The following is a 17,682-nucleotide window of genomic DNA, read 5'->3' on the forward strand; positions in this document are numbered from 1 at the left end:
CGATAGCGCGTGCCAGCGAGCAGTGCGCCCATATCAAGGCTGTAGATTACGGCATCTTCCAGCACTTCGGGCACGTCGCCCTCAATGATCTTGCGCGCCAGACCCTCGGCGATGGCGGTCTTGCCGACGCCGGGATCGCCGACATAGAGCGGGTTGTTCTTTGACCGGCGGCACAGGATCTGGATCGTGCGGTCGACTTCTGGCCCACGACCGATGAGTGGATCGATCTTGCCGGATATCGCCTTTTCATTGAGGTTGACGCAGAACTGGTCTAGCGCGGAATCCTTCTTTTCGCCCTTCGACTGACCCTTTTCTTCCTGCTGAGGGGCCTGCTGCTGCGGTTCGTCGGAACCGTTCGGGCTGCGCTCCTCGATCCGCTTGCCGCCCTTGCCGATACCGTGGCTGATGAAGCTGACTGCATCGAGCCGGCTCATGTCCTGCTGCTGCAGGAAATAGACGGCGTAGGAATCGCGTTCGGAAAACAGCGCGACCAGCACGTTTGCACCTGTGACCGTGTCCTTGCCGCTCGACTGCACGTGCAGGATGGCACGTTGGATCACGCGCTGGAACCCGGCGGTTGGGGCGGGATCGCCCTTTTCGCTGGTCTTGAGTGACTGGTATTCCTGATCGAGGTACTGCTTCACCACGTCGGTCAGTTCCGACAGGTCCACTCCGCAGGCCCCCATCACCTGCGCGGCATCCGGATCGTCGATCAGCGCGAGCAGCAAGTGTTCGAGCGTCGCATATTCGTGCGCGCGCTCTGCCGCGTTGGTCAGCGCGTTGTGCAGCGTCTTTTCGAGGCTCTGGGCAAAGCTGGGCATTTCAGAGGCTTTCGGTGGGCCCGGATGGGCTGGAGAAGAGAACGGCACGCGGGGATCGGGTTCTATGGCGACCGTGCTGTGCACTGTATGAATAGGAACGGTAAACCGGGCCGCCAAGGGGGAGGAAGATGCGGCGGAGCATTTTCAACTCTTCGGCTTGAAAAAAGCATCGGCAGCGAGCCGGTGTGCCTCGGCCTTGTCGCGGTGGGCCTTGACCCGGGCAATCTCTGCCTCAAGCTGCTGGACCCGGCCGTCCAGTTCCGCGCGCGAGTAGCTATCGAGCGCCTCTCTCGCCAAAAGGCTGGCGGCGTCTCCGCGCCGGGCAGGGCGGTCGTCTTCATCCATCACGCAAAGAGAATTCAACGCGTTGCCTTATCTGTCAACTGCAAGCTAAGGAATGCGTGCGGTGGCGCCCAAGGTGCGGCCCGCTTGCCACAGAGGCGCAGCTCTTGGGGACTTTCACATGGCCGATTTGCCCGAAACGATGACATCGATGGGCTTCGATGCGCCCGGCGGTCCTGAAGTTCTGCGCAGCGAGGTTCTGCCGTTGCCTTCGCCTGGCCCAGGACAGGTTCTGCTGAAGGTCGCCTATGCCGGCGTAAATCGCCCCGACGTGATCCAGCGGCAGGGGTTTTATCCCGCTCCGGCGGGCGCTTCCCCGATCCCCGGACTCGAGATTTCCGGCGAAGTCGTCGCGCTGGGTTCGGACGTTTCCACCGATCTGTTCGGCCGCAAGGTCTGTTCGCTGGTTGCCGGTGGGGGCTATGCGGAATACTGCCTTGCCGAGGCTGACCAGTGCCTGCAGGTGCCGCCCGGCTTGCCGCTCGATCAGGCGGCGGCGCTGCCGGAAACGCTGATGACCGTGTGGCACAATGTGTTCGAACGGGCCTATGCCCGCGAGGGCGAGGCGATCCTCGTTCACGGCGGCACCAGCGGCATCGGTTCGATGGCGATAATGCTCGGCAAACTCTATGGGCTGACGGTCATCGTCACCTGCGGCGGGCCAGACAAGTGCAAGGCGGCGCTGGCCATCGGCGCGGACCATGCGATCGATTACAAGGCCGCCGATTTCGTTGAGGAAGTCGCCCGGATCACCGGCGGCGCGGGCGTGCATATCGTGCTCGACATGGTTGCTGGCGATTACGTTGCGCGCAACCTCAAGTGCCTTGGCGAAGATGGCCGCCATGTTACCATCGCGGTGCAGGGCGGCACCCGGGCCGAGATCAACATGGCCGTGGTGATGAGCCGCCGCTTGATGCTCACTGGCTCCACGCTTCGCTCCCGGTCGAAGGCGTTCAAGGCCGCGCTGGTGGCGGAATTGCGCGACACTGTCTGGCCGCTGGTCGGCGAAGGCGCGCTGCGGCCGGTTATGGACCAGACCTTTGCGCTGACAGATGTGGTCGCGGCGCACCAGCGCATGGAAGCCGGCACGCACATCGGCAAGATCGTGCTCAAGGTCGGCTGATCGATCGGCTCAGAATCACGGGCGGCATTCATCGCCGGGACCTGACTCTTTGCCTTGCCCTTGCGGCAGTCCTCCCCTACAGGAATTCGCGAACGGCCGCTCCGCAAGGGGCGGCCCTATCTATTTTCGCCGGAGACGTTTCTCTCCTTGCCGGAGTTTTTGGCCGTGACCCAACCCACCCCGCTGATGCCGCATGCGACCGCCTCGTGGCTGGTCGACACAACCGCGCTGTCGTTCGAACAGATCGCTGAATTCTGTGGTCTGCACATCCTCGAAGTTCAGGCCATGGCCGACGATCTCGCGAGCTCTAAGTACACCGGCCGCGATCCGGTCCGCTCGGGCGAACTGACCATGGCGGAGATTGAAAAGGGCCAGGCCGACCCCAGCTATTCGCTGAAGATGCAAAAGGCTCCGGCTCAGGTCAACCGCACCAAGGGGCCGCGTTATACGCCGGTTTCCAAGCGTCAGGACAAGCCCGATGGCATCGCCTGGGTCTTGCGCAATCACCCGGAAATCTCGGACGCCGCGATTGGCAAGCTGATCGGCACGACGCGCAATACGATCACCGCGATCCGCGACCGCAGCCACTGGAACATTCAGAATATCCAGCCCAAGGATCCCGTGACTCTCGGCCTGTGTTCGCAGCGCGAGCTTGATGCGCTGGTTGCCAAGGCCGCCAAGAAGGCCGGCATTGTCGATACAGAGGCCGACAGCCGTCTGGGCAGCGACCGCGAGGCGCTGATCGAGGAACTGCGCGCTGAACGACAGGCCCACATCAAGGCCGCTGGCGAAGCCGCACAGGAAGCCGAAGCCGCCGCCTGGCTCGAAGCCAAGCGCGCTGCCGAAGCTGCCGGCGAGGAATAAGCCGAAAAAAGATTGTGCGCCCTGCCCTTACGGCAGGGCCGAAAGCCCTGTGCAAGCGGGTTGCAACGCCGCTGGATCGGCCCGTTGCGGCGCAATCCGCTCTTGCCCTGAAGTCCTGCTTGGGGCAATCTAGCTGACATGAATGTCAGCAAGCCCGAAACGCCCTGGCTCGAAGCCTATGGCCATCCCAGCGACTGGCACGCGGACTATGCTCCGCTGAGCTTGCCCGACCTACTTGTCGGAGCAGCGACCAAGCATCCGCAGGCCCCGCTCGTTGACTTTATGGGCCGCAAATACAGCTATGCCGAACTGCTGGCTCAGGCGAAGCACTTCGCGGCTGGCTTGCAGGCCTGGGGCATCAAGCGCGGCGACCGGGTCGGGCTCTACCTGCCCAATGTGCCGACATACATTCCCGCCTATTACGGCGCGCTGATGGCAGGGGCGACGCTGGTCAATTTCTCGCCCCTCTATACCGCGCAAGAACTGGAAGCTCAGGTTGCCGATTCAGGAACGCGGCTGCTGGTCACCGTCAGCCTCGCCAAGCTGCTGCCCACCGCGCTGACGGTGCTCCGCGGGTCCGCGCTCGAGCATCTGGTGGTCGCCGATTTCCCAAGCCTGCTGCCGCCGCTGAAAAACATCGCCTTCCGCCTGCTGGGCCGCAAGGAGCTCACGCCCATTCCTCAGCAGGCTGACATTACCCGGTGGGACGCGTTCCTCGGCAAGGGCGATCCCGCGCCGGTGGCAATCGATCCGTTGAAGGATATTGCCCTGCTGCAATATACCGGCGGCACCACCGGCACGCCGAAGGGAGCAATGCTCACCCACCAGAACCTGTCGGCCAATGCCCGCCAGATCGCCGCGATTGATCCGCAGGCCGGCAAGCGTGACGTGATCCTCGGCGCCCTGCCGCTGTTCCATGTCTTCGCCAATTCGGGCGTGCTCAACCGCACGGTCATCAACGGCGGTTGCATTGCCATGCTGCCGCGTTTTGAGACGGGTCAGGTGCTGAAGGCCATCCGCCGCGTGCAGCCGACCTCGTTCCCCGGGGTGCCGACGATGTTTCAGGCACTGCTCGACGATCCCGGGATCGACGAGGCAGACTTCTCGTCGCTGCGTGTGTGCATTGTCGGTGGCGCGCCGTTGCCGCTGCCGGTCAAGGAGCGGTGGAAGGCGAAGACCGGTGTCAGCCTTGTCGAAGGCTACGGCCTGACCGAAAGCTCGGGCGTGGCCACGGCCAATCCCTATGAAGGCGATGACCGTGCTGGAACCATCGGCCAGCCGCTGCCCGGCACCTATGTCCGCCTGCTTGACCGGGAGGACCCGACGCGTGATGCCGCGCCGGGCGAACCCGGCGAACTCGCCATCGCCGGTCCGCAGATCATGAAAGGCTACTGGCAGCGCCCGGAGGCCGACGAAACGGCCTTTGCGCTGATCGATGGCACTTGCTGGCTGCGTACTGGCGACGTCGCCGTGCTTGAAGGCCAGGGCTACATCCGCATTGTCGACCGCATCAAGGACATGATCGCGGTGGGCGGGTTCAAGGTGTTTCCCAGCCAGGTCGAACACGTCCTGCTCGAACATCCCTCGGTGAAAGAAGCGCTGGTTATCGGCATGCCGGATGAGCGGCTGGGTGAAAAGCCGCGGGCTTTCGTGACGCTGCAGGAAGGCGAGGACACGCCCGGTGCGGTGCTGCGCGAATGGCTCAACCTGCGGGTCGGCAAGCATGAGCGCGTCGATGATGTCGTGGTGCGTGAATCGATGCCGAAGACGATGATCGGCAAGCTCGATCGCAAGACGCTGAAGGAACAGGCGCTGGCGGGGTTTGTCGATTGAGAGCCGTTTTCTAACCCGTCACCCCGGCGAAGGCCGGGGCCCAGCGTAACAGGGAACGTCGTCGCAAAGCGACGGCTCTATTTGCCTGGACTTGATCCCGGCCTGCGCCGGGATGACGGTGAAGTGGGTTTCAACCCGCGTCAGTGCCGCCGGCAATCGCCAGCTTCGGCTCGGGATCGCGGTGGGCGAACTTGCCCTCTACCGTGGCGCCCTGCTCAATGGTCAGCGCGTCATAGAACACGTCGCCTTCGATATGCGCGGACTTGAGGATGACCAGCTGGCCGGCGGTGATCGAACCGCGCACACGGCCCGCAAGCCGCGCGGTTTCCGCCGTCACGCCGCCAACGATCTCGCTGGTTTCGCCCTGGACAAGGCTGGTGCAGGCGATGTCGCCATCGACGCGGCCGTCGATGTGCAGATCAGCCTTGGCCGAGATATTGCCCTTGATGGCCACGTCCGAGCCGAGCACGGAAAAGGTTGATCCGGCCATGTGCCTAGTTCCTTGTGCCGATGGCGCTGACAGCTTGCTTTTGAACACGGGTCGATCCTTCGAGGAACGGGCGCGGATTGACGGCCTGATCGTTGATACGCACTTCGAAGTGCAGGTGGGGTCCGGTCGAACGGCCGGTATTGCCGATCGCGCCGATCACTTCGCCTGCTAGCACGTCCTTGCCCAGAGTGGTGCGAAATGCGCTCATATGTGCATAGCGGGTGATCATGCCGTTGCCGTGGTCAACCTCGACGCAATTGCCATAGCCCTGGCGCTGGCCAACGAAGCTGACCTTGCCTTGCGCGGCGGCATGGATCGGCGAGCCGATCGGGCCCTTGAAATCGAGACCGGCGTGGAAGGCGCCGGCGCCGGTGAACGGGTCGGAGCGATAGCCGAAACCCGAGGAGATGAATTCGAGGCTGGCGGGCAAAACCTGCGGCATCGAAGTCAGACCACGCTGCAGCGCCGAAAGGCGGGCAAGGCTGACGGCGAGGCGCTGGAAACGCTGGTCGAGCGCCGAATCGGTCGACGAGGCAAAGGCGATGAAGGGACCGCCCATCGCGCTCTTGTCGTCCACAGAGGACAGCAGATAGGCGGGATCGAGGCCGACCTTGCGGATCGCCAGTTCGGCTTCCTTGGCGCGGCGATCAGCCAGCCGGGTCAGGCCTTCGACGAAGGCAAGCTGGCGGGCTTCGAGCCGGGCAAGTTGGGCCGCTTCGGGGAACACCGCTGAAACCTTGTCGATGGTCTTGGCGGCTTCGCTCGACGAATCGGACACGGTCTCGCCGGCCATGATGTCCTGCGGCAGCGATCCGACCATCTTTTCGATGGCGTCCTGGCGGCGGCGCAGTTCGGCGGAAACGCCCGTGATGTCGTCCTTGTAGGCGGAAACGCGGGTTTCGGCGCTGGTCACCTTGGCCTCACGAGCGAGCAGCGAGAGCCGGTCGCGGCTGGCGAGGTAGGAATTGACGGTCATCACCGCCATCGTGCCCAGCCAGACGGCGAGGAACAACGCAACCGCCGACGCAGCCCAGACCTGGACCCGCGTAGAAATCTTGATGAAACGGACCTGCCCCTGCGACCGCATGAAAAATTCGCGATCCGGGAACCAGTTCCGCAGGCGCCGTGTTAATGCGCCATCAGTTGTGTTCGGCAAAATTGACCCGCCCTACTTGCGCCCGTCTTCGGGCTGGCGCGCGGCTAGCAGGGTGGTTGCGGCGTGGCGAATCGACTCGAGCGGACTCGGGCCGAGTCGAGAGAGTCATGCGGTGAACGGTTCGGTGAAACATCTATTTACCAGATTCGACAAGATTAGCCCCTCACCGGACGACCATCGCCAGATCGGCTGACAAACCGCTGGCCAAGTGATAGGCGAGCGGCATCATGGCCAGCTCACCCGACATCTCTCGTCAAGAAACCCCCGAATCGCTCGTCGCGCGTCTGGCGCTGGCGGGCCGCGCGGCGCAGCGCGTTCTGGCGCGGATGACCGACGCCGAAAAGGCGGCTGTCCTTCGCGCCGCGGCAGAGGCCATGCGGGCCAGCGAAGCGGCGATCCTTGCCGCCAATGCGCTCGACGTGGCGGCAGGCGAAGCGCGCGGGCTGTCCGGGGCCATGCTTGATCGGCTACGGCTAGATGCAGGCCGGCTAGCGGGCATCTGCGATGCGCTCGATCAAGTCGCCGCCCTGCCTGATCCGGTGGGCGAGGAAATCTCGCGCAGTCAGCGCCCCAACGGGTTGGTGCTCAGCCGCGTGCGTGTGCCGATCGGTCTCATCGGCATCATCTACGAAAGCCGCCCCAACGTCACCGCCGATGCCGCGGCGCTGTGCCTGCGCTCGGGTAATGCCGTGCTGCTGCGCGGCGGCAGCGAGGCGGTTCATTCGAACCGCGCGCTTCATGCCGCGCTGGTGCAGGGATTGGAAAAGGAGGGTATTTCCGCCGATGCGGTGCAGTTGATGCCCAGTCAGGACCGCGCGCTGGTCGGCGCGATGCTGACCGCAGCCGGCCTGATCGACATGATCATCCCGCGCGGCGGCAAGAGCCTTGTTGAGCGCGTTCAGGCCGATGCCCGGGTGCCGGTGCTCGCGCACCTTGATGGCATTTGCCACACCTATATCCACGCCGCTGCTGATCCAGACATGGCGCGCGCGATCGCGCTCAATGCCAAGATGCGGCGCACGGGCATCTGCGGCGCGATGGAAACGTTGCTGCTCGACGCGCAGTTTCCCGCCTCGCCTTCCGTGGTTGCGGGCCTGCTCGATGCCGGCTGCGAGCTGCGCGGCGATGCCCGCGCCCGCGCGCTCGACCCGCGCATCGTGCCGGCCAGCGCCAATGACTGGGACTGCGAATACCTTGATGCCGTGCTTTCAGTCGCGGTGGTCGACGGCCTTGACGAGGCGCTGGCGCATATCGCCGCGCACTCCTCCAGCCATACCGAGGCCATTGTCACCGGCGATGATGCGGCGGCGGAGCGATTCCTGAACGAGGTCGATTCGGCGATCGTCATGGTCAATGCCAGCACGCAATTTGCCGATGGCGGCGAATTCGGGCTGGGGGCGGAGATCGGCATTGCCACAGGGCGGCTCCACGCGCGCGGGCCCGTCGCGCTTGAGGGGCTGACGACTTACAAGTGGCAAGTGCGCGGCACCGGCCAGGTGCGCCCCTGAACCGGCGCGGCCCCCTAACCGGGCTGCTCGGCGGCAGTTTCAATCCCGCGCATGGCGGGCACCGCCGGATCAGCCGCTTCGTGATCGATGCGCTCACGCTGGACGAGGTGTGGTGGCTGGTTTCGCCCGGAAATCCGCTCAAGCCCAAGGCCGGCATGGCTCCGCTGCCGGCGCGGCTGGTATCGGCGCAGCGGCAGGCGCGCGGCGCCCGCATCCGGGCGAGCGCGATGGAGCGAGAATTCGGCACGCGCTATACCGTGGAAACGCTCGCGGCAATTCTGCGGCGCTGGCCGAAGCGGCGCTTTGTCTGGCTGATGGGCAGCGACAATCTCGCCCAGTTTCACCAGTGGAAGGACTGGCGGCGCATCGCGCGAATGGTGCCGATTGCCGTTATCGCTCGTCCGGGCTATGAGGGGGCTGCTATGGCGAGCCCCGCTATGGCCTGGCTCGGCCGTTACCGGCGGTCTGCTGCCAGCCTTTCACACGGTTGCGACTGGAGCGCGCCTGCGCTGGTGCTCTTGCGTTTCGATCCCGATCCGCGTTCGGCTACCGCCATTCGCCGCGCCGACCCATCCTGGGCCAGCCGCATGTCAATTTCATCGCTTCGCGACGGTGTCACCCACAGCCGGGTGAACTGATCGTGTTGCCTAAGTTACGGAAACAGGAGCCGATTTTTTCTTCATGAACCAGGCAAGTACAGAACCGGCCAACCCCGGCGCGATACCTCTTCCGCCCTCGGAACCGGGTTCGCTTCACGCCCTGGTGCTCCAGTCACTTGACGACGACCAGGCGCAGGAAATCGTTTCCATCCCCTTGGAAGGCAAGACTGCGATCGCTGACCACATGGTCATCGCGAGTGGCCGTTCGACTCGTCAGGTCGCCGCCATGGCGCAGAAACTGGCCGAGCGAATCAAGCACGGCGGCTTTGGCCACGTCCGCATCGAAGGCCTGCCCGCGGCAGACTGGGTGCTGGTCGACGCCGGCGACATCGTGATTCACCTGTTTCGCCCGGAAGTGCGCACCTTCTACAACCTCGAACGCATGTGGGGATTCGACGGCCCTTCGGGCGCTGCGTGAAGATAAACATCGTGGCGCGCGGCAAGATTGGCCGCTCGCCCGAGGCTGAGTTAGTTGAGCGCTACGCCAAGCGAATTTCATGGCCGCTCAAGGTCACGGAACTGCCCGATACCGGCGGCACCGCGCCACCGCCTTCCGCCACGCCGTCGCGCGATGTCCTGCTTGATGAGCGGGGACGTCAGCTGTCGTCCGAGGAGTTCGCCGAACTGCTTGGCCGCTGGCGCGATGAGGGCGTGCGCGAGGTGCGGTTCCTGATCGGCGCGGCGGATGGCCACGGCGATGCCATGCGCTCCGAGGCGGACCTGCTTATAGCCTTCGGGGCGATGACCTGGCCGCACATGATGGCCCGCGCCATGCTTGCCGAGCAATTGTGGCGCGCGAGCAGCATTTTGGCTGGCCATCCCTACCATCGTTCGGGATAAGGCCGGCGACGATGCGGCGTTTTCCCATTCTTGCCGGGCTGCTGGCCCTTGGCGCGATTGCCGTCGTAGCGAGCGCGCAGCAGCAGGAACTGGCGACCTATGATAACGCCGGCGATGCCCGCGCAGCGCTTGCCGAGGCCCGCCGCGAAGGGGCCGCCGCCCGTCAACGAGCCGAAGCGCTTGAGGCCGAAGCCGCCAAGGCCGGGCAGCAGGCCGATCGCACCGCGCGTGAAGCCGCCGCCGCCGCCGCGCGCATTCAAGAGGCTCAGGCCGCCATCGCCGCGCGGGAAGCCGACATTCGCCTGATCGACCAGAGCCGCGAGGAACTGCGCGAGCGGCTCGCCCAGCGCCAGCTCCCCGTCGTGCGACTCACCGGCGCGCTACAGCGCCTGTCGCGCCGTCCGCTGACGCTGTCGCTGCTGCGACCCGGTTCGTTGCAGGACACGGTGCACATGCGCGCTATGCTCGATACCATGCTGCCCGAAGTGCAGCGCCGTACCGCCGCGCTGCGCGGCGAGATCGACAAGGGCAAGGCGCTCCGCGATTCTGCGCTCGCTGCAGTGGCAACGCTCAAGACCGAACAGGCCGAGCTTGGCCGCCGCCGCCAGTCACTCGCCACGCTGGAGACGCGCCAGCGGCTCGACCTGCGCCAGACCAGCGGCACCGCCGACCGTGAGGCCGAACGCGCGCTCGCGCTTGCCGAAACGGCGCGCGACCTTGACGGCCTGACCGAGCAGCTTGGCGAGGCGGGTGAACTGCGCGAGGAACTGGCCAAGCTCGCAGGGCCAGTGATCCGTCCGGCCAACCCGCAGGCCGCGCAAGTCGCGGTGATCGACCCATCACCTTCCGCCAGTTCCGCCGCCGCGCCAGCCTTCCAGATGCCGGTGCAGGGCCGCCTGATCGCCGGATTCGGCGCATCTGCCCCGGGCGTTACACGCTCCCAAGGGATAGCCCTCGCTGCCCGCGCCGGCGCGCAAGCCGTGGCCCCCGCGCCGGGCCGCGTCGCCTTTGCCGGACCCTATCGCGGCTATGGCTCGATCATCATCATCGATCACGGCAATGGCTGGACCAGCCTTGTCACCGGGCTTGCCCAGGTCGATACCGTGGTCGGCCGCAATGTCGTTGCCGGGTCGCCGCTCGGCCTTGCCGGGCCGGGCCGCCCGGTTGTCAGTCTGGAACTGCGGCGCGATGGCAAGCCGGTCAATCCGCTGGATTTCGCCCGCCTGTGAACGCGTTTTGTCGATAGTTTCTTGCAACTCGGCGCGTTTCCGCCATCTGGCGTTAAGCAGCCCCGCCCTATAGACTGGCGGCAAACCTGATCCGAAAGGCCCACGATGGCGACCAAGCTTTCCACTTTCCTGCGCACTTCGCTGCTGCTGGGAGCCGTTTCGATCCTGCCCGCGACCACCGCGGGGCTGGCGGCGGTTGACGGGCGTTCGGGGCCGGAATTCGGCAAGCTCTACACGATCTACCAGCTGGTGAAGGCCAACTACGTCGACAAGACCGACGACGACAAGCTGATCAAGGGCGCGATCGACGGCATGCTCGAAAGCCTCGACCCGCATTCGGAATACCTCGAAGGCTCCAGCTTGACCCGGCTCGATACCATGATCGACGGGTCCTATTCGGGCCTGGGCCTGTCGGTGCAGTCCGAACAGGAAACGGTGAAGGTCATTTCGCCGATGCGCGGCAGCCCGGCAGCGGCGGTCGGCGTCAAGGCGGGCGACTACATCACGCACCTCGATGGCAAGCTGATCTACGGCCTGCCGCTGGATGATGCCGTCGCCCAGATGCGCGGTGAGGCCGGGTCCAAGATCCGCCTGACCATCGTGCGGCCGGGCCGCGATGAACCCTTTGACATCACCGTGACGCGCGGCGTCATCACGCTTGAACCTGTCACGCACAAGCTGACTGACGGTATCGGTGTCGTCACGGTCAACGAATTCAGCCGCGATGTGGGCCGCTACGTCAACGACGCGATCGAGGCGATGCGCAAGGAAAGCGGCGGCCGGATGCAAGGCATTGTGCTCGACCTGCGCCAGAACCCCGGCGGCTCGCTCGATGAAGCCGTCGCGCTGTCCGACCTGTTCCTGACCAAGGGCGACATCGTTTCGCAGCGCGGGCGCATTGCCTCGGAAAACCAGTATTACCGCGCCGAATCGATGTTCCGCGGCGATGTTGCCGCCGGCCTGCCGGTGGTGGTGCTGATCGACGCCGGCTCGGCCTCTGCTTCGGAAATCGTTGCCGGCGCGCTGCAGGACCAGAAGCGCGCGCTGATCATGGGTGACCGTTCGTTCGGCAAGGGTTCGGTTCAGTCGATGATCCGGCTTGACCGGACGCACGCGGTGAAACTGACCACGGCGCGCTATTTCACGCCATCGGGCAAGTCGGTGCAGGAAGGCGGCATCGAACCCGATATCCGCGTACCGCAGCTGTCCGATCCCGATGCGGCCAAGCGCGCCAAACTGCAGATCCGCGAAAGCGACCTGCGCGGCCACCTGATCAACGAGATCTCGATGGACGACAAGAAGCTGGAAACCGACAAGGCCGAGGACCCGCGCTTCAAGGACACGCCGGAAGGGCTGAAGGCCAAGGGCATCACCGATTTCCAGCTGCATTATGCCATCACCACGCTCAAGCGGACCGGCGGCAGCCAGCTTGCCAAGGGCAAGTAAGCGGGGCATTTGGCGCGCATGACGAACCTCGATAAAGCGCGCTGGATATCCCTGCTGGTGCCCGCCGGATTGCTTGGCGGCGCCTATATCTCGCAGTACGGCTTCGGCCTGTTTCCTTGCGAGATGTGCTGGTGGCAGCGCTATCCGCATTTCGCGGCGATCGGCCTCGCGATTCTGGCTTTCGCGTTCAAGCCCGCGCGCTGGCCGGTGGCTCTGGCTGCGCTGGCGGTGCTGGCCTCGGGCCTGATCGGTGCCTTCCATGCCGGCGTCGAAAATGGCTGGTGGGAAGGGTTCACCCGTTGCACCTCGATGGTGCAAGCGGGCGGCGATCCGCTCGCCGCCGTGCTCGCCGCGCCGATTACGCGCTGCGACGAGATCCAATGGTCGCTGATGGGCATTTCGCTCGCGGGCTTCAATTTCCTGATTTCCACCACCGGCGCGCTTGCTGCGCTGGTCCTGCTGGGCCGCCGTAAGTGAGCCGCACGCGCTCGGACCGGATGCTGCGCGTCGACCAGGCTGGCGAATATGGCGCGACCCGCATCTATGCCGGGCAGATGGCGGTGATGGGCAATCGCGGACCGCAGGCCTCAGAAATCGCAGCGATGGCCGCGCAGGAAGCCGGACACCGGGCAAGGCTCGACGCACTGATCGCCGCGCGCGGCATTCGTCCAACGGCGTTGCAGCCGATCTGGTCGGTCGCCGGCTATGCGCTTGGCGCGGCCACCGCGCTGCTCGGACCCGAAGCGGCAATGGCCTGCACGGCGGCGATCGAGACCGAGATCGACCGGCATTACACGCAGCAGCTGGACGAACTGGCCGACGGTTCCGATCCCGAACTCGCCGCAATCGTCGAGGAATTTCGTGATGATGAGCGCGAGCACCTCCACACAGCGCTTGCCTCTGGCGCTGAACGCGCACCGGCCTATCCGTTGCTTTCGGGCGCGATCCGGTTGGGCTGCCGCGTGGCCATCCGGCTTTCGGAACGCATCTGATTTCCTGTCTGGCATTTGATTCGGAACAAGGCGGCGCGGAACCGCCTGCTTCATCTACCGTTAAAGCCAGATAGGCCCTATATTGCTTGCCGACGTCCCAAGGAGTTGACCCATGCGCCTGACCATAGCCCTTTCGCTCGCCGTTCTGGCCGGGGCCACTCCAGTGCTTGCTCAGGACGCGGCCAACGACAAGGTCAACGCCGTGATCGTCTATGGCCAGGACGAATGCCCGCGCCCGACCAGCGATGACGAGATCACCGTCTGCGCCCGCAAGCCCGAGGCAGAGCGCTTCCGCATCCCCAAGGGCCTGCGCGAAACGCCCAGCGCCTCCAGCGAATCGTGGAACAGCCGCGTCATGGCCTATGAGCGCGTCGGCAAGACCGGCACAATGTCGTGCACGCCCAGCGGTGCAGGCGGCTGGACCGGTTGCTCGCAGAAGCTGATCGAACAGGCCTATGCCGAAAAGCAGGGCGAGGACATGAGCTTTGCCCGGATCATCGAGGAAGAGCGCGGCAAGCGTCTCGCCACGATCGATACCGATGCCAGCGCCACCCAGGCGCGGGTCGAAGCGGTCGAGAAGGAAATCGACGCCAAGAAGCGTGCCGAGCAGGAGGCCGAAGAGGCCGCGATGCAGCCGCTGACCCCGCCCAGTGTCACTCCTGCGCCCACTCCGCCAAAGAACTGATCAGGAGTCGCCCAGGCGCGCGGTGATTTAACCTTAACCCTCCTTGGGTTAGGGACAGAGGCATGAGCGCGCCACACCCTGCAAAGATCCTCGTCGTCTTCGGCACCCGGCCCGAAGCGATCAAGCTGTTCCCCGTCGTTGCCGCGCTGAAGGCGGACCCGCGGTTTGATTGCAAGGTCTGCGTTTCGGCGCAGCACCGCGGCATGCTCGATCAGGTCCTCGAAATCGCCGGTATCGTGCCGGACCACGATCTTGACGTGATGAAGCCAGACCAGAGCCTCGACGCGCTGACGGCCACGTTGCTCACCGGGCTGGGCCGGGTGATGGACGCAGAACAGCCCGACCGGGTAATCGTGCAGGGCGATACGGCCACCGCGATGGCCGGGGCACTGGCGGCCTATTACCGCAAGATTCCGGTCGATCATGTCGAGGCCGGGCTGCGCTCTGGCAATATCTATCACCCCTGGCCCGAGGAGGTGAACCGCAAGATCATCGGTTCGATGGCCTCGCTGCACTTCGCGCCGACCGATGTTTCACGTGAAGCACTGCTGCGCGAAAATGTTGCGCCAGACCGCGTCCATGTCACCGGCAACACGGTGATCGATGCGCTTCACTGGGTGACCCGGCGCAACGCCGCGGATCCCTCGCTGGTCGTGGGGCTGTCCGAGGTCGAGGCACGCTTCGCTGGCAAGCGAATCATCGGTGTCACCAGCCACCGGCGCGAGAATTTCGGCGACGGGATGGAAAATATCGCCCGCGCCATCCGCGAAATCGCCGCGCGTGAAGATGTGGCGATTATCTTCCCCGTCCACCTCAACCCCAATGTCCGTGCGGTGATGAACTCGGCGCTGGCGGGGCTGGACAATGTCGCCCTGCTCGAACCGCTCGACTACCCGCACTTCGCGCGTCTGCTTTCGCTGGCAGAGATCATGCTCACCGATTCGGGCGGCGTGCAGGAAGAGGCTCCCGCGCTCGGCAAGCCGGTGCTGGTCATGCGTGAAACGACCGAGCGGCCCGAAGGCGTGGCGGCCGGCACAGCCAAGCTTGTCGGCACCGATCCCACTCGTATCGTTACCGAAATCTTCACCCTCCTCGACGATAAGGCGGCTTACGAAAGCATGGCGCGGGCGCACAATCCCTTTGGGGATGGCACCTCGGCGCGCCAAATCGTGGAGTTGATCGCGCGTGAATTTTCAAGCCAAACCTGACGTTGCCGTCATCGGCCTCGGCTATATCGGCCTGCCTACCGCTGCCATCGTTGCCCGCGCCGGATGCCGGGTCAACGGGGTCGACGTCTCGCAGAAGGTCGTCGACACGATCAATCGCGGTGAAATCCACATCGAGGAAGTCGATCTCGACGGCCTCGTCCAGGGCGTTGTCGCGCGCGGGCTGCTGACCGCCTCTACGCAAGTGCAGCCGGCGGACGTGTTCATCATCGCCGTGCCCACGCCGTTCGACAAGGACCACGCGCCGGACCTGACCTATGTGCTCAACGCCGGCCGTTCGATCGCGCCGGTGCTCAAGCAGGGCGACGTGGTGATCCTCGAATCGACTTCGCCGGTCGGCACCACCGAACAGCTGCGCGACATGCTCGCCAGCGAACGTCCCGACCTCAAGTTTCCCGGACTGACGAATGAAACGCCTGACGTTTCGGTCTCCTACTGCCCGGAACGCGTGCTGCCCGGCAAGATCCTCGAGGAACTTGCGGGCAACGACCGCTCGATCGGCGGCATCACCCCGCGCTGCGCCCGCAAGGCGCTGGCTTTCTACAAGCTCTTTGTGCGCGGCACCTGCGTGACGACTGACAGCCGCTCGGCCGAGATGACCAAGCTGGTCGAGAACGCCTATCGCGACGTCAACATCGCCTTCGCCAACGAATTGTCGATCATTTCCGACCGGCTGGGCCTCGATGTCTGGGAAGTGATCCGCCTCGCCAACCGGCATCCGCGCGTCAATATCCTGCAGCCCGGACCCGGGGTCGGCGGCCACTGCATCGCGGTCGATCCGTGGTTCATCGTCCATTCCGCGCCCGAGGAAAGCCCGCTGATCCGCACCGCGCGCGGGGTCAACGATTGCAAGATCCATCACGTGATCGCTCGCGCCGATGAACTGGTCTCGGCCAATCCGGGCGCCAAAGTCGCCTGCCTCGGCCTTGCCTTCAAGGCCAACATCGACGATTTCCGCGAAAGTCCGGCGCGGCTGGTGGCGGCAACGCTTGCCCGGCGTTATGGGGAGCGCGTGTCGGTGGTCGAGCCCTATGCGGCTGAACTGCCGCGCGAATTCGAAGGCACCGGCGCGCATCTCATCGACATTGACACCGCGCTGGAAGATTGCGACCTGCTGATCGTGCTGGTCGACCACGACGTGTTCCGTGTCGTCCCGCTCGCCGAACGCGCCGGCAAGGTCGTCTACGACACGCGCGGCATCTGGCCCGATCAGCCCAAACAGGGTGAAGGCGTGGTGCAGGGGCTGAGGCTCGCGAGCTGAAACCGGCCAACGCATTTGAATGATTATTGTTCCCTGAATAGCCATGGCGCAATCAAATAAATATATGTTGTAGTAATATTGCGTCATTGATTCGTAATCTTACAATCACTCCCCATATTGCGTGAGAAGCATCTTTCCCGTTTCCGGAGATCATCTCATGCGTCTGTTCCACCTTGCAGCCTCTGCTGCTGCCATAGCCCTTATCCCGAGCGCCGCTTTTGCCCAGAGCTCGTGCGAGAGCCAGAAGTCCGATCAGGTTGTTGGCACTGTTGCCGGTGCCGTCATCGGCGGCGTGCTCGGCAATGTCATTGCCGGCCGCGGCGACAAGACGATCGGCACCGTCATCGGCGGCGCCGGCGGTGCAGTCGTCGGCAATCAGGTAACCAAGCCTTCGCGCGATTGCCGTCAGGCCTATGGCTATTACGACGAGAACAATCGCTGGCACGCCACAGGCGTTTCGGCGAGCGATGCGCGCGGCTATTATGACCGCGACGGCCGCTGGATGCAGGGCCCGCCGAATGGCGCCTATGCCGACGGCAACCGCTGGATCGCGCGTTCGGGCGACAGTGAAGCCAGCGGCGCCTATACCCGCGATGGTGACTGGGTCCCGGCTTCTTCGCAGGGCTATTACGACCGCAATGATCGCTGGGTCGCTGGCGTTTCGACGGGCTACTACGACCAGAGCGGCCGGTGGAATGCCGGTCCGGCAGCGGGCCGTTATGACGAACGTGGCCGCTGGATCGCCGGATCGCAGGATTCGGGTTATGCCCAGAACGGATCTTGGGCCTCGCAGACCCAGCCGGGCTATTATGACAGCAATGGCCGCTGGAACGCCGGTGCCACCACGGGCTATTACGACAACCGTGGCCGCTGGATCTCGACCCGCGAAAACGTCCAGGGCGGCGATTATCAGCAGCAGGGCAACTGGCAGTCGCAGACGATCGCCGGCCAGCTCGTAGCACTCGACCGCTACCTGCGCGCCGATCGCGGGAACTGGCAGGGCAACAGCCGCAACACCCGCGCCATGGCCTTGCGCGAAGTGACCCGCCTTCGCACCACCGAGCGTGGCCTGCGCCATAATCGTCAGGGCATGCTCTCGCAGCGCGACCAGACGATGATGCAGCAGCGGATCAATACCCTGCGCCAGCGTTACGGCATCAATTGATATTGATCGCTGCCAAGGCTGACTAACTGTTTCGCCGCTGCC

19 protein-coding genes are annotated in these 17,682 nt (G+C 64.7%); 15 read left to right on the forward strand and 4 right to left on the reverse strand.

All coding sequences use genetic code 11. The features are described from left to right. Together RMO89_RS19355 and RMO89_RS19360 are read right to left on the reverse strand one after the other, a co-directional pair. Positions 1 to 821, reverse strand: an 821-nt coding sequence (locus RMO89_RS19355) for a Clp protease N-terminal domain-containing protein (protein WP_310535229.1), incomplete at its 3' end; no start/stop codon positions are given. A gap of 144 nt (positions 822 to 965) precedes the next feature. After that, positions 966 to 1,166: a DUF1192 domain-containing protein gene (locus tag RMO89_RS19360; protein ID WP_310535230.1), complete on the reverse strand. Its 201-nt coding sequence runs from the start codon at positions 1,164 to 1,166 to the stop codon at positions 966 to 968. Between the two features lie 118 nt (positions 1,167 to 1,284). Between RMO89_RS19360 and RMO89_RS19365 the strand changes: the two genes are divergently transcribed. From RMO89_RS19365 to RMO89_RS19375, 3 genes are all read left to right on the forward strand, one after another. Next, entirely contained in the window at positions 1,285 to 2,286 is a 1,002-nt protein-coding gene (locus tag RMO89_RS19365; protein WP_310535232.1) for an NAD(P)H-quinone oxidoreductase, read from the forward strand. A 165-nt stretch (positions 2,287 to 2,451) separates the two neighbouring features. Next, entirely contained in the window at positions 2,452 to 3,150 is a 699-nt protein-coding gene (locus RMO89_RS19370) for a DUF1013 domain-containing protein (RefSeq protein ID WP_310535233.1), read from the forward strand. Between the two features lie 138 nt (positions 3,151 to 3,288). After that, a complete protein-coding gene (locus RMO89_RS19375) occupies positions 3,289 to 4,983 on the forward strand; it encodes a long-chain fatty acid--CoA ligase (RefSeq protein WP_310535234.1) in 1,695 nt (564 codons plus the stop codon). Positions 4,984 to 5,113: 130 nt separating this feature from the next. Here the strand turns inward: RMO89_RS19375 and RMO89_RS19380 are convergent, their stop codons facing one another. Further along, complete coding sequence (locus tag RMO89_RS19380) at positions 5,114 to 5,473, reverse strand: polymer-forming cytoskeletal protein (RefSeq protein ID WP_310535235.1); 360 nt, start codon at positions 5,471 to 5,473, stop codon at positions 5,114 to 5,116. A 4-nt stretch (positions 5,474 to 5,477) separates the two neighbouring features. Further along, positions 5,478 to 6,560 carry a peptidoglycan DD-metalloendopeptidase family protein gene (locus tag RMO89_RS19385; protein WP_310535236.1) on the reverse strand — a complete coding sequence of 361 codons (1,083 nt, stop codon included), beginning with the start codon at positions 6,558 to 6,560 and terminating at the stop codon, positions 5,478 to 5,480. 296 nt (positions 6,561 to 6,856) lie between these two features. On the opposite strand from RMO89_RS19385, the gene RMO89_RS19390 reads away from it, so the two are divergent. The 12 genes from RMO89_RS19390 (at position 6,857) to RMO89_RS19445 (ending at position 17,640) form a co-directional block, all read left to right on the forward strand. Beyond that, positions 6,857 to 8,137, forward strand: a complete 1,281-nt coding sequence (locus RMO89_RS19390; protein WP_310535237.1) for a glutamate-5-semialdehyde dehydrogenase — start codon at positions 6,857 to 6,859, stop codon at positions 8,135 to 8,137. Continuing rightward, a complete protein-coding gene (locus RMO89_RS19395; protein WP_310535238.1) occupies positions 8,101 to 8,775 on the forward strand; it encodes a nicotinate-nucleotide adenylyltransferase in 675 nt (224 codons plus the stop codon). The genes RMO89_RS19390 and RMO89_RS19395 overlap by 37 nt, the downstream gene beginning before the upstream one ends. A gap of 43 nt (positions 8,776 to 8,818) precedes the next feature. Then, positions 8,819 to 9,214, forward strand: a complete 396-nt coding sequence (gene rsfS, locus RMO89_RS19400; RefSeq protein ID WP_310535239.1) for a ribosome silencing factor — start codon at positions 8,819 to 8,821, stop codon at positions 9,212 to 9,214. Then, positions 9,211 to 9,636 (forward strand): 23S rRNA (pseudouridine(1915)-N(3))-methyltransferase RlmH, encoded by a 426-nt coding sequence (locus RMO89_RS19405; RefSeq protein WP_310535240.1) that lies wholly within the window; start codon positions 9,211 to 9,213, stop codon positions 9,634 to 9,636. The genes rsfS and RMO89_RS19405 overlap by 4 nt, the downstream gene beginning before the upstream one ends. A gap of 11 nt (positions 9,637 to 9,647) precedes the next feature. Next, positions 9,648 to 10,865, forward strand: coding sequence for a peptidoglycan DD-metalloendopeptidase family protein (locus RMO89_RS19410; RefSeq protein WP_310535241.1), 1,218 nt, complete (start codon positions 9,648 to 9,650; stop codon positions 10,863 to 10,865). 105 nt (positions 10,866 to 10,970) lie between these two features. After that, positions 10,971 to 12,311, forward strand: a complete 1,341-nt coding sequence (locus RMO89_RS19415; protein ID WP_310535242.1) for a S41 family peptidase — start codon at positions 10,971 to 10,973, stop codon at positions 12,309 to 12,311. Positions 12,312 to 12,329: 18 nt separating this feature from the next. Beyond that, entirely contained in the window at positions 12,330 to 12,788 is a 459-nt protein-coding gene (locus RMO89_RS19420; RefSeq protein WP_310535243.1) for a disulfide bond formation protein B, read from the forward strand. Positions 12,789 to 12,808: 20 nt separating this feature from the next. Beyond that, positions 12,809 to 13,303, forward strand: coding sequence for a demethoxyubiquinone hydroxylase family protein (locus RMO89_RS19425; protein ID WP_310535297.1), 495 nt, complete (start codon positions 12,809 to 12,811; stop codon positions 13,301 to 13,303). Positions 13,304 to 13,415: 112 nt separating this feature from the next. Next, positions 13,416 to 13,988, forward strand: a complete 573-nt coding sequence (locus RMO89_RS19430; RefSeq protein WP_310535245.1) for a hypothetical protein — start codon at positions 13,416 to 13,418, stop codon at positions 13,986 to 13,988. A 62-nt stretch (positions 13,989 to 14,050) separates the two neighbouring features. Next, a complete protein-coding gene (gene wecB / locus RMO89_RS19435) occupies positions 14,051 to 15,196 on the forward strand; it encodes a non-hydrolyzing UDP-N-acetylglucosamine 2-epimerase (protein WP_310535247.1) in 1,146 nt (381 codons plus the stop codon). Next, positions 15,174 to 16,475: a UDP-N-acetyl-D-mannosamine dehydrogenase gene (wecC, locus tag RMO89_RS19440; RefSeq protein WP_310535249.1), complete on the forward strand. Its 1,302-nt coding sequence runs from the start codon at positions 15,174 to 15,176 to the stop codon at positions 16,473 to 16,475. Before wecB ends, wecC begins: the two co-directional genes overlap by 23 nt. A gap of 157 nt (positions 16,476 to 16,632) precedes the next feature. Continuing rightward, positions 16,633 to 17,640 (forward strand): glycine zipper 2TM domain-containing protein, encoded by a 1,008-nt coding sequence (locus RMO89_RS19445; protein WP_310535250.1) that lies wholly within the window; start codon positions 16,633 to 16,635, stop codon positions 17,638 to 17,640. Positions 17,641 to 17,682: the final 42 nt, after the last annotated feature.

The organism is Novosphingobium sp. (genome assembly GCF_031424035.1).
Classification (GTDB): Bacteria; Pseudomonadota; Alphaproteobacteria; order Sphingomonadales; family Sphingomonadaceae; genus Novosphingobium.

Excerpts from the sequence above, each read along its gene's own strand:
- RMO89_RS19360 (WP_310535230.1), bottom strand. The coding sequence starts at position 1,166 with ATGGATGAAGACGACCGCCCTGCCCGGCGCGGAGACGCCGCCAGCCTT.
- RMO89_RS19365 (WP_310535232.1), top strand. The coding sequence starts at position 1,285 with ATGGCCGATTTGCCCGAAACGATGACATCGATGGGCTTCGATGCGCCC.
- RMO89_RS19375 (WP_310535234.1), top strand. The coding sequence starts at position 3,289 with ATGAATGTCAGCAAGCCCGAAACGCCCTGGCTCGAAGCCTATGGCCAT.
- RMO89_RS19380 (WP_310535235.1), bottom strand. The coding sequence starts at position 5,473 with ATGGCCGGATCAACCTTTTCCGTGCTCGGCTCGGACGTGGCCATCAAG.
- RMO89_RS19385 (WP_310535236.1), bottom strand. The coding sequence starts at position 6,560 with ATGCGGTCGCAGGGGCAGGTCCGTTTCATCAAGATTTCTACGCGGGTC.
- RMO89_RS19390 (WP_310535237.1), top strand. The coding sequence starts at position 6,857 with ATGGCCAGCTCACCCGACATCTCTCGTCAAGAAACCCCCGAATCGCTC.
- rsfS (WP_310535239.1), top strand. The coding sequence starts at position 8,819 with ATGAACCAGGCAAGTACAGAACCGGCCAACCCCGGCGCGATACCTCTT.
- RMO89_RS19410 (WP_310535241.1), top strand. The coding sequence starts at position 9,648 with ATGCGGCGTTTTCCCATTCTTGCCGGGCTGCTGGCCCTTGGCGCGATT.
- RMO89_RS19415 (WP_310535242.1), top strand. The coding sequence starts at position 10,971 with ATGGCGACCAAGCTTTCCACTTTCCTGCGCACTTCGCTGCTGCTGGGA.
- RMO89_RS19420 (WP_310535243.1), top strand. The coding sequence starts at position 12,330 with ATGACGAACCTCGATAAAGCGCGCTGGATATCCCTGCTGGTGCCCGCC.
- RMO89_RS19425 (WP_310535297.1), top strand. The coding sequence starts at position 12,809 with ATGCTGCGCGTCGACCAGGCTGGCGAATATGGCGCGACCCGCATCTAT.
- RMO89_RS19430 (WP_310535245.1), top strand. The coding sequence starts at position 13,416 with ATGCGCCTGACCATAGCCCTTTCGCTCGCCGTTCTGGCCGGGGCCACT.
- wecB (WP_310535247.1), top strand. The coding sequence starts at position 14,051 with ATGAGCGCGCCACACCCTGCAAAGATCCTCGTCGTCTTCGGCACCCGG.
- RMO89_RS19445 (WP_310535250.1), top strand. The coding sequence starts at position 16,633 with ATGCGTCTGTTCCACCTTGCAGCCTCTGCTGCTGCCATAGCCCTTATC.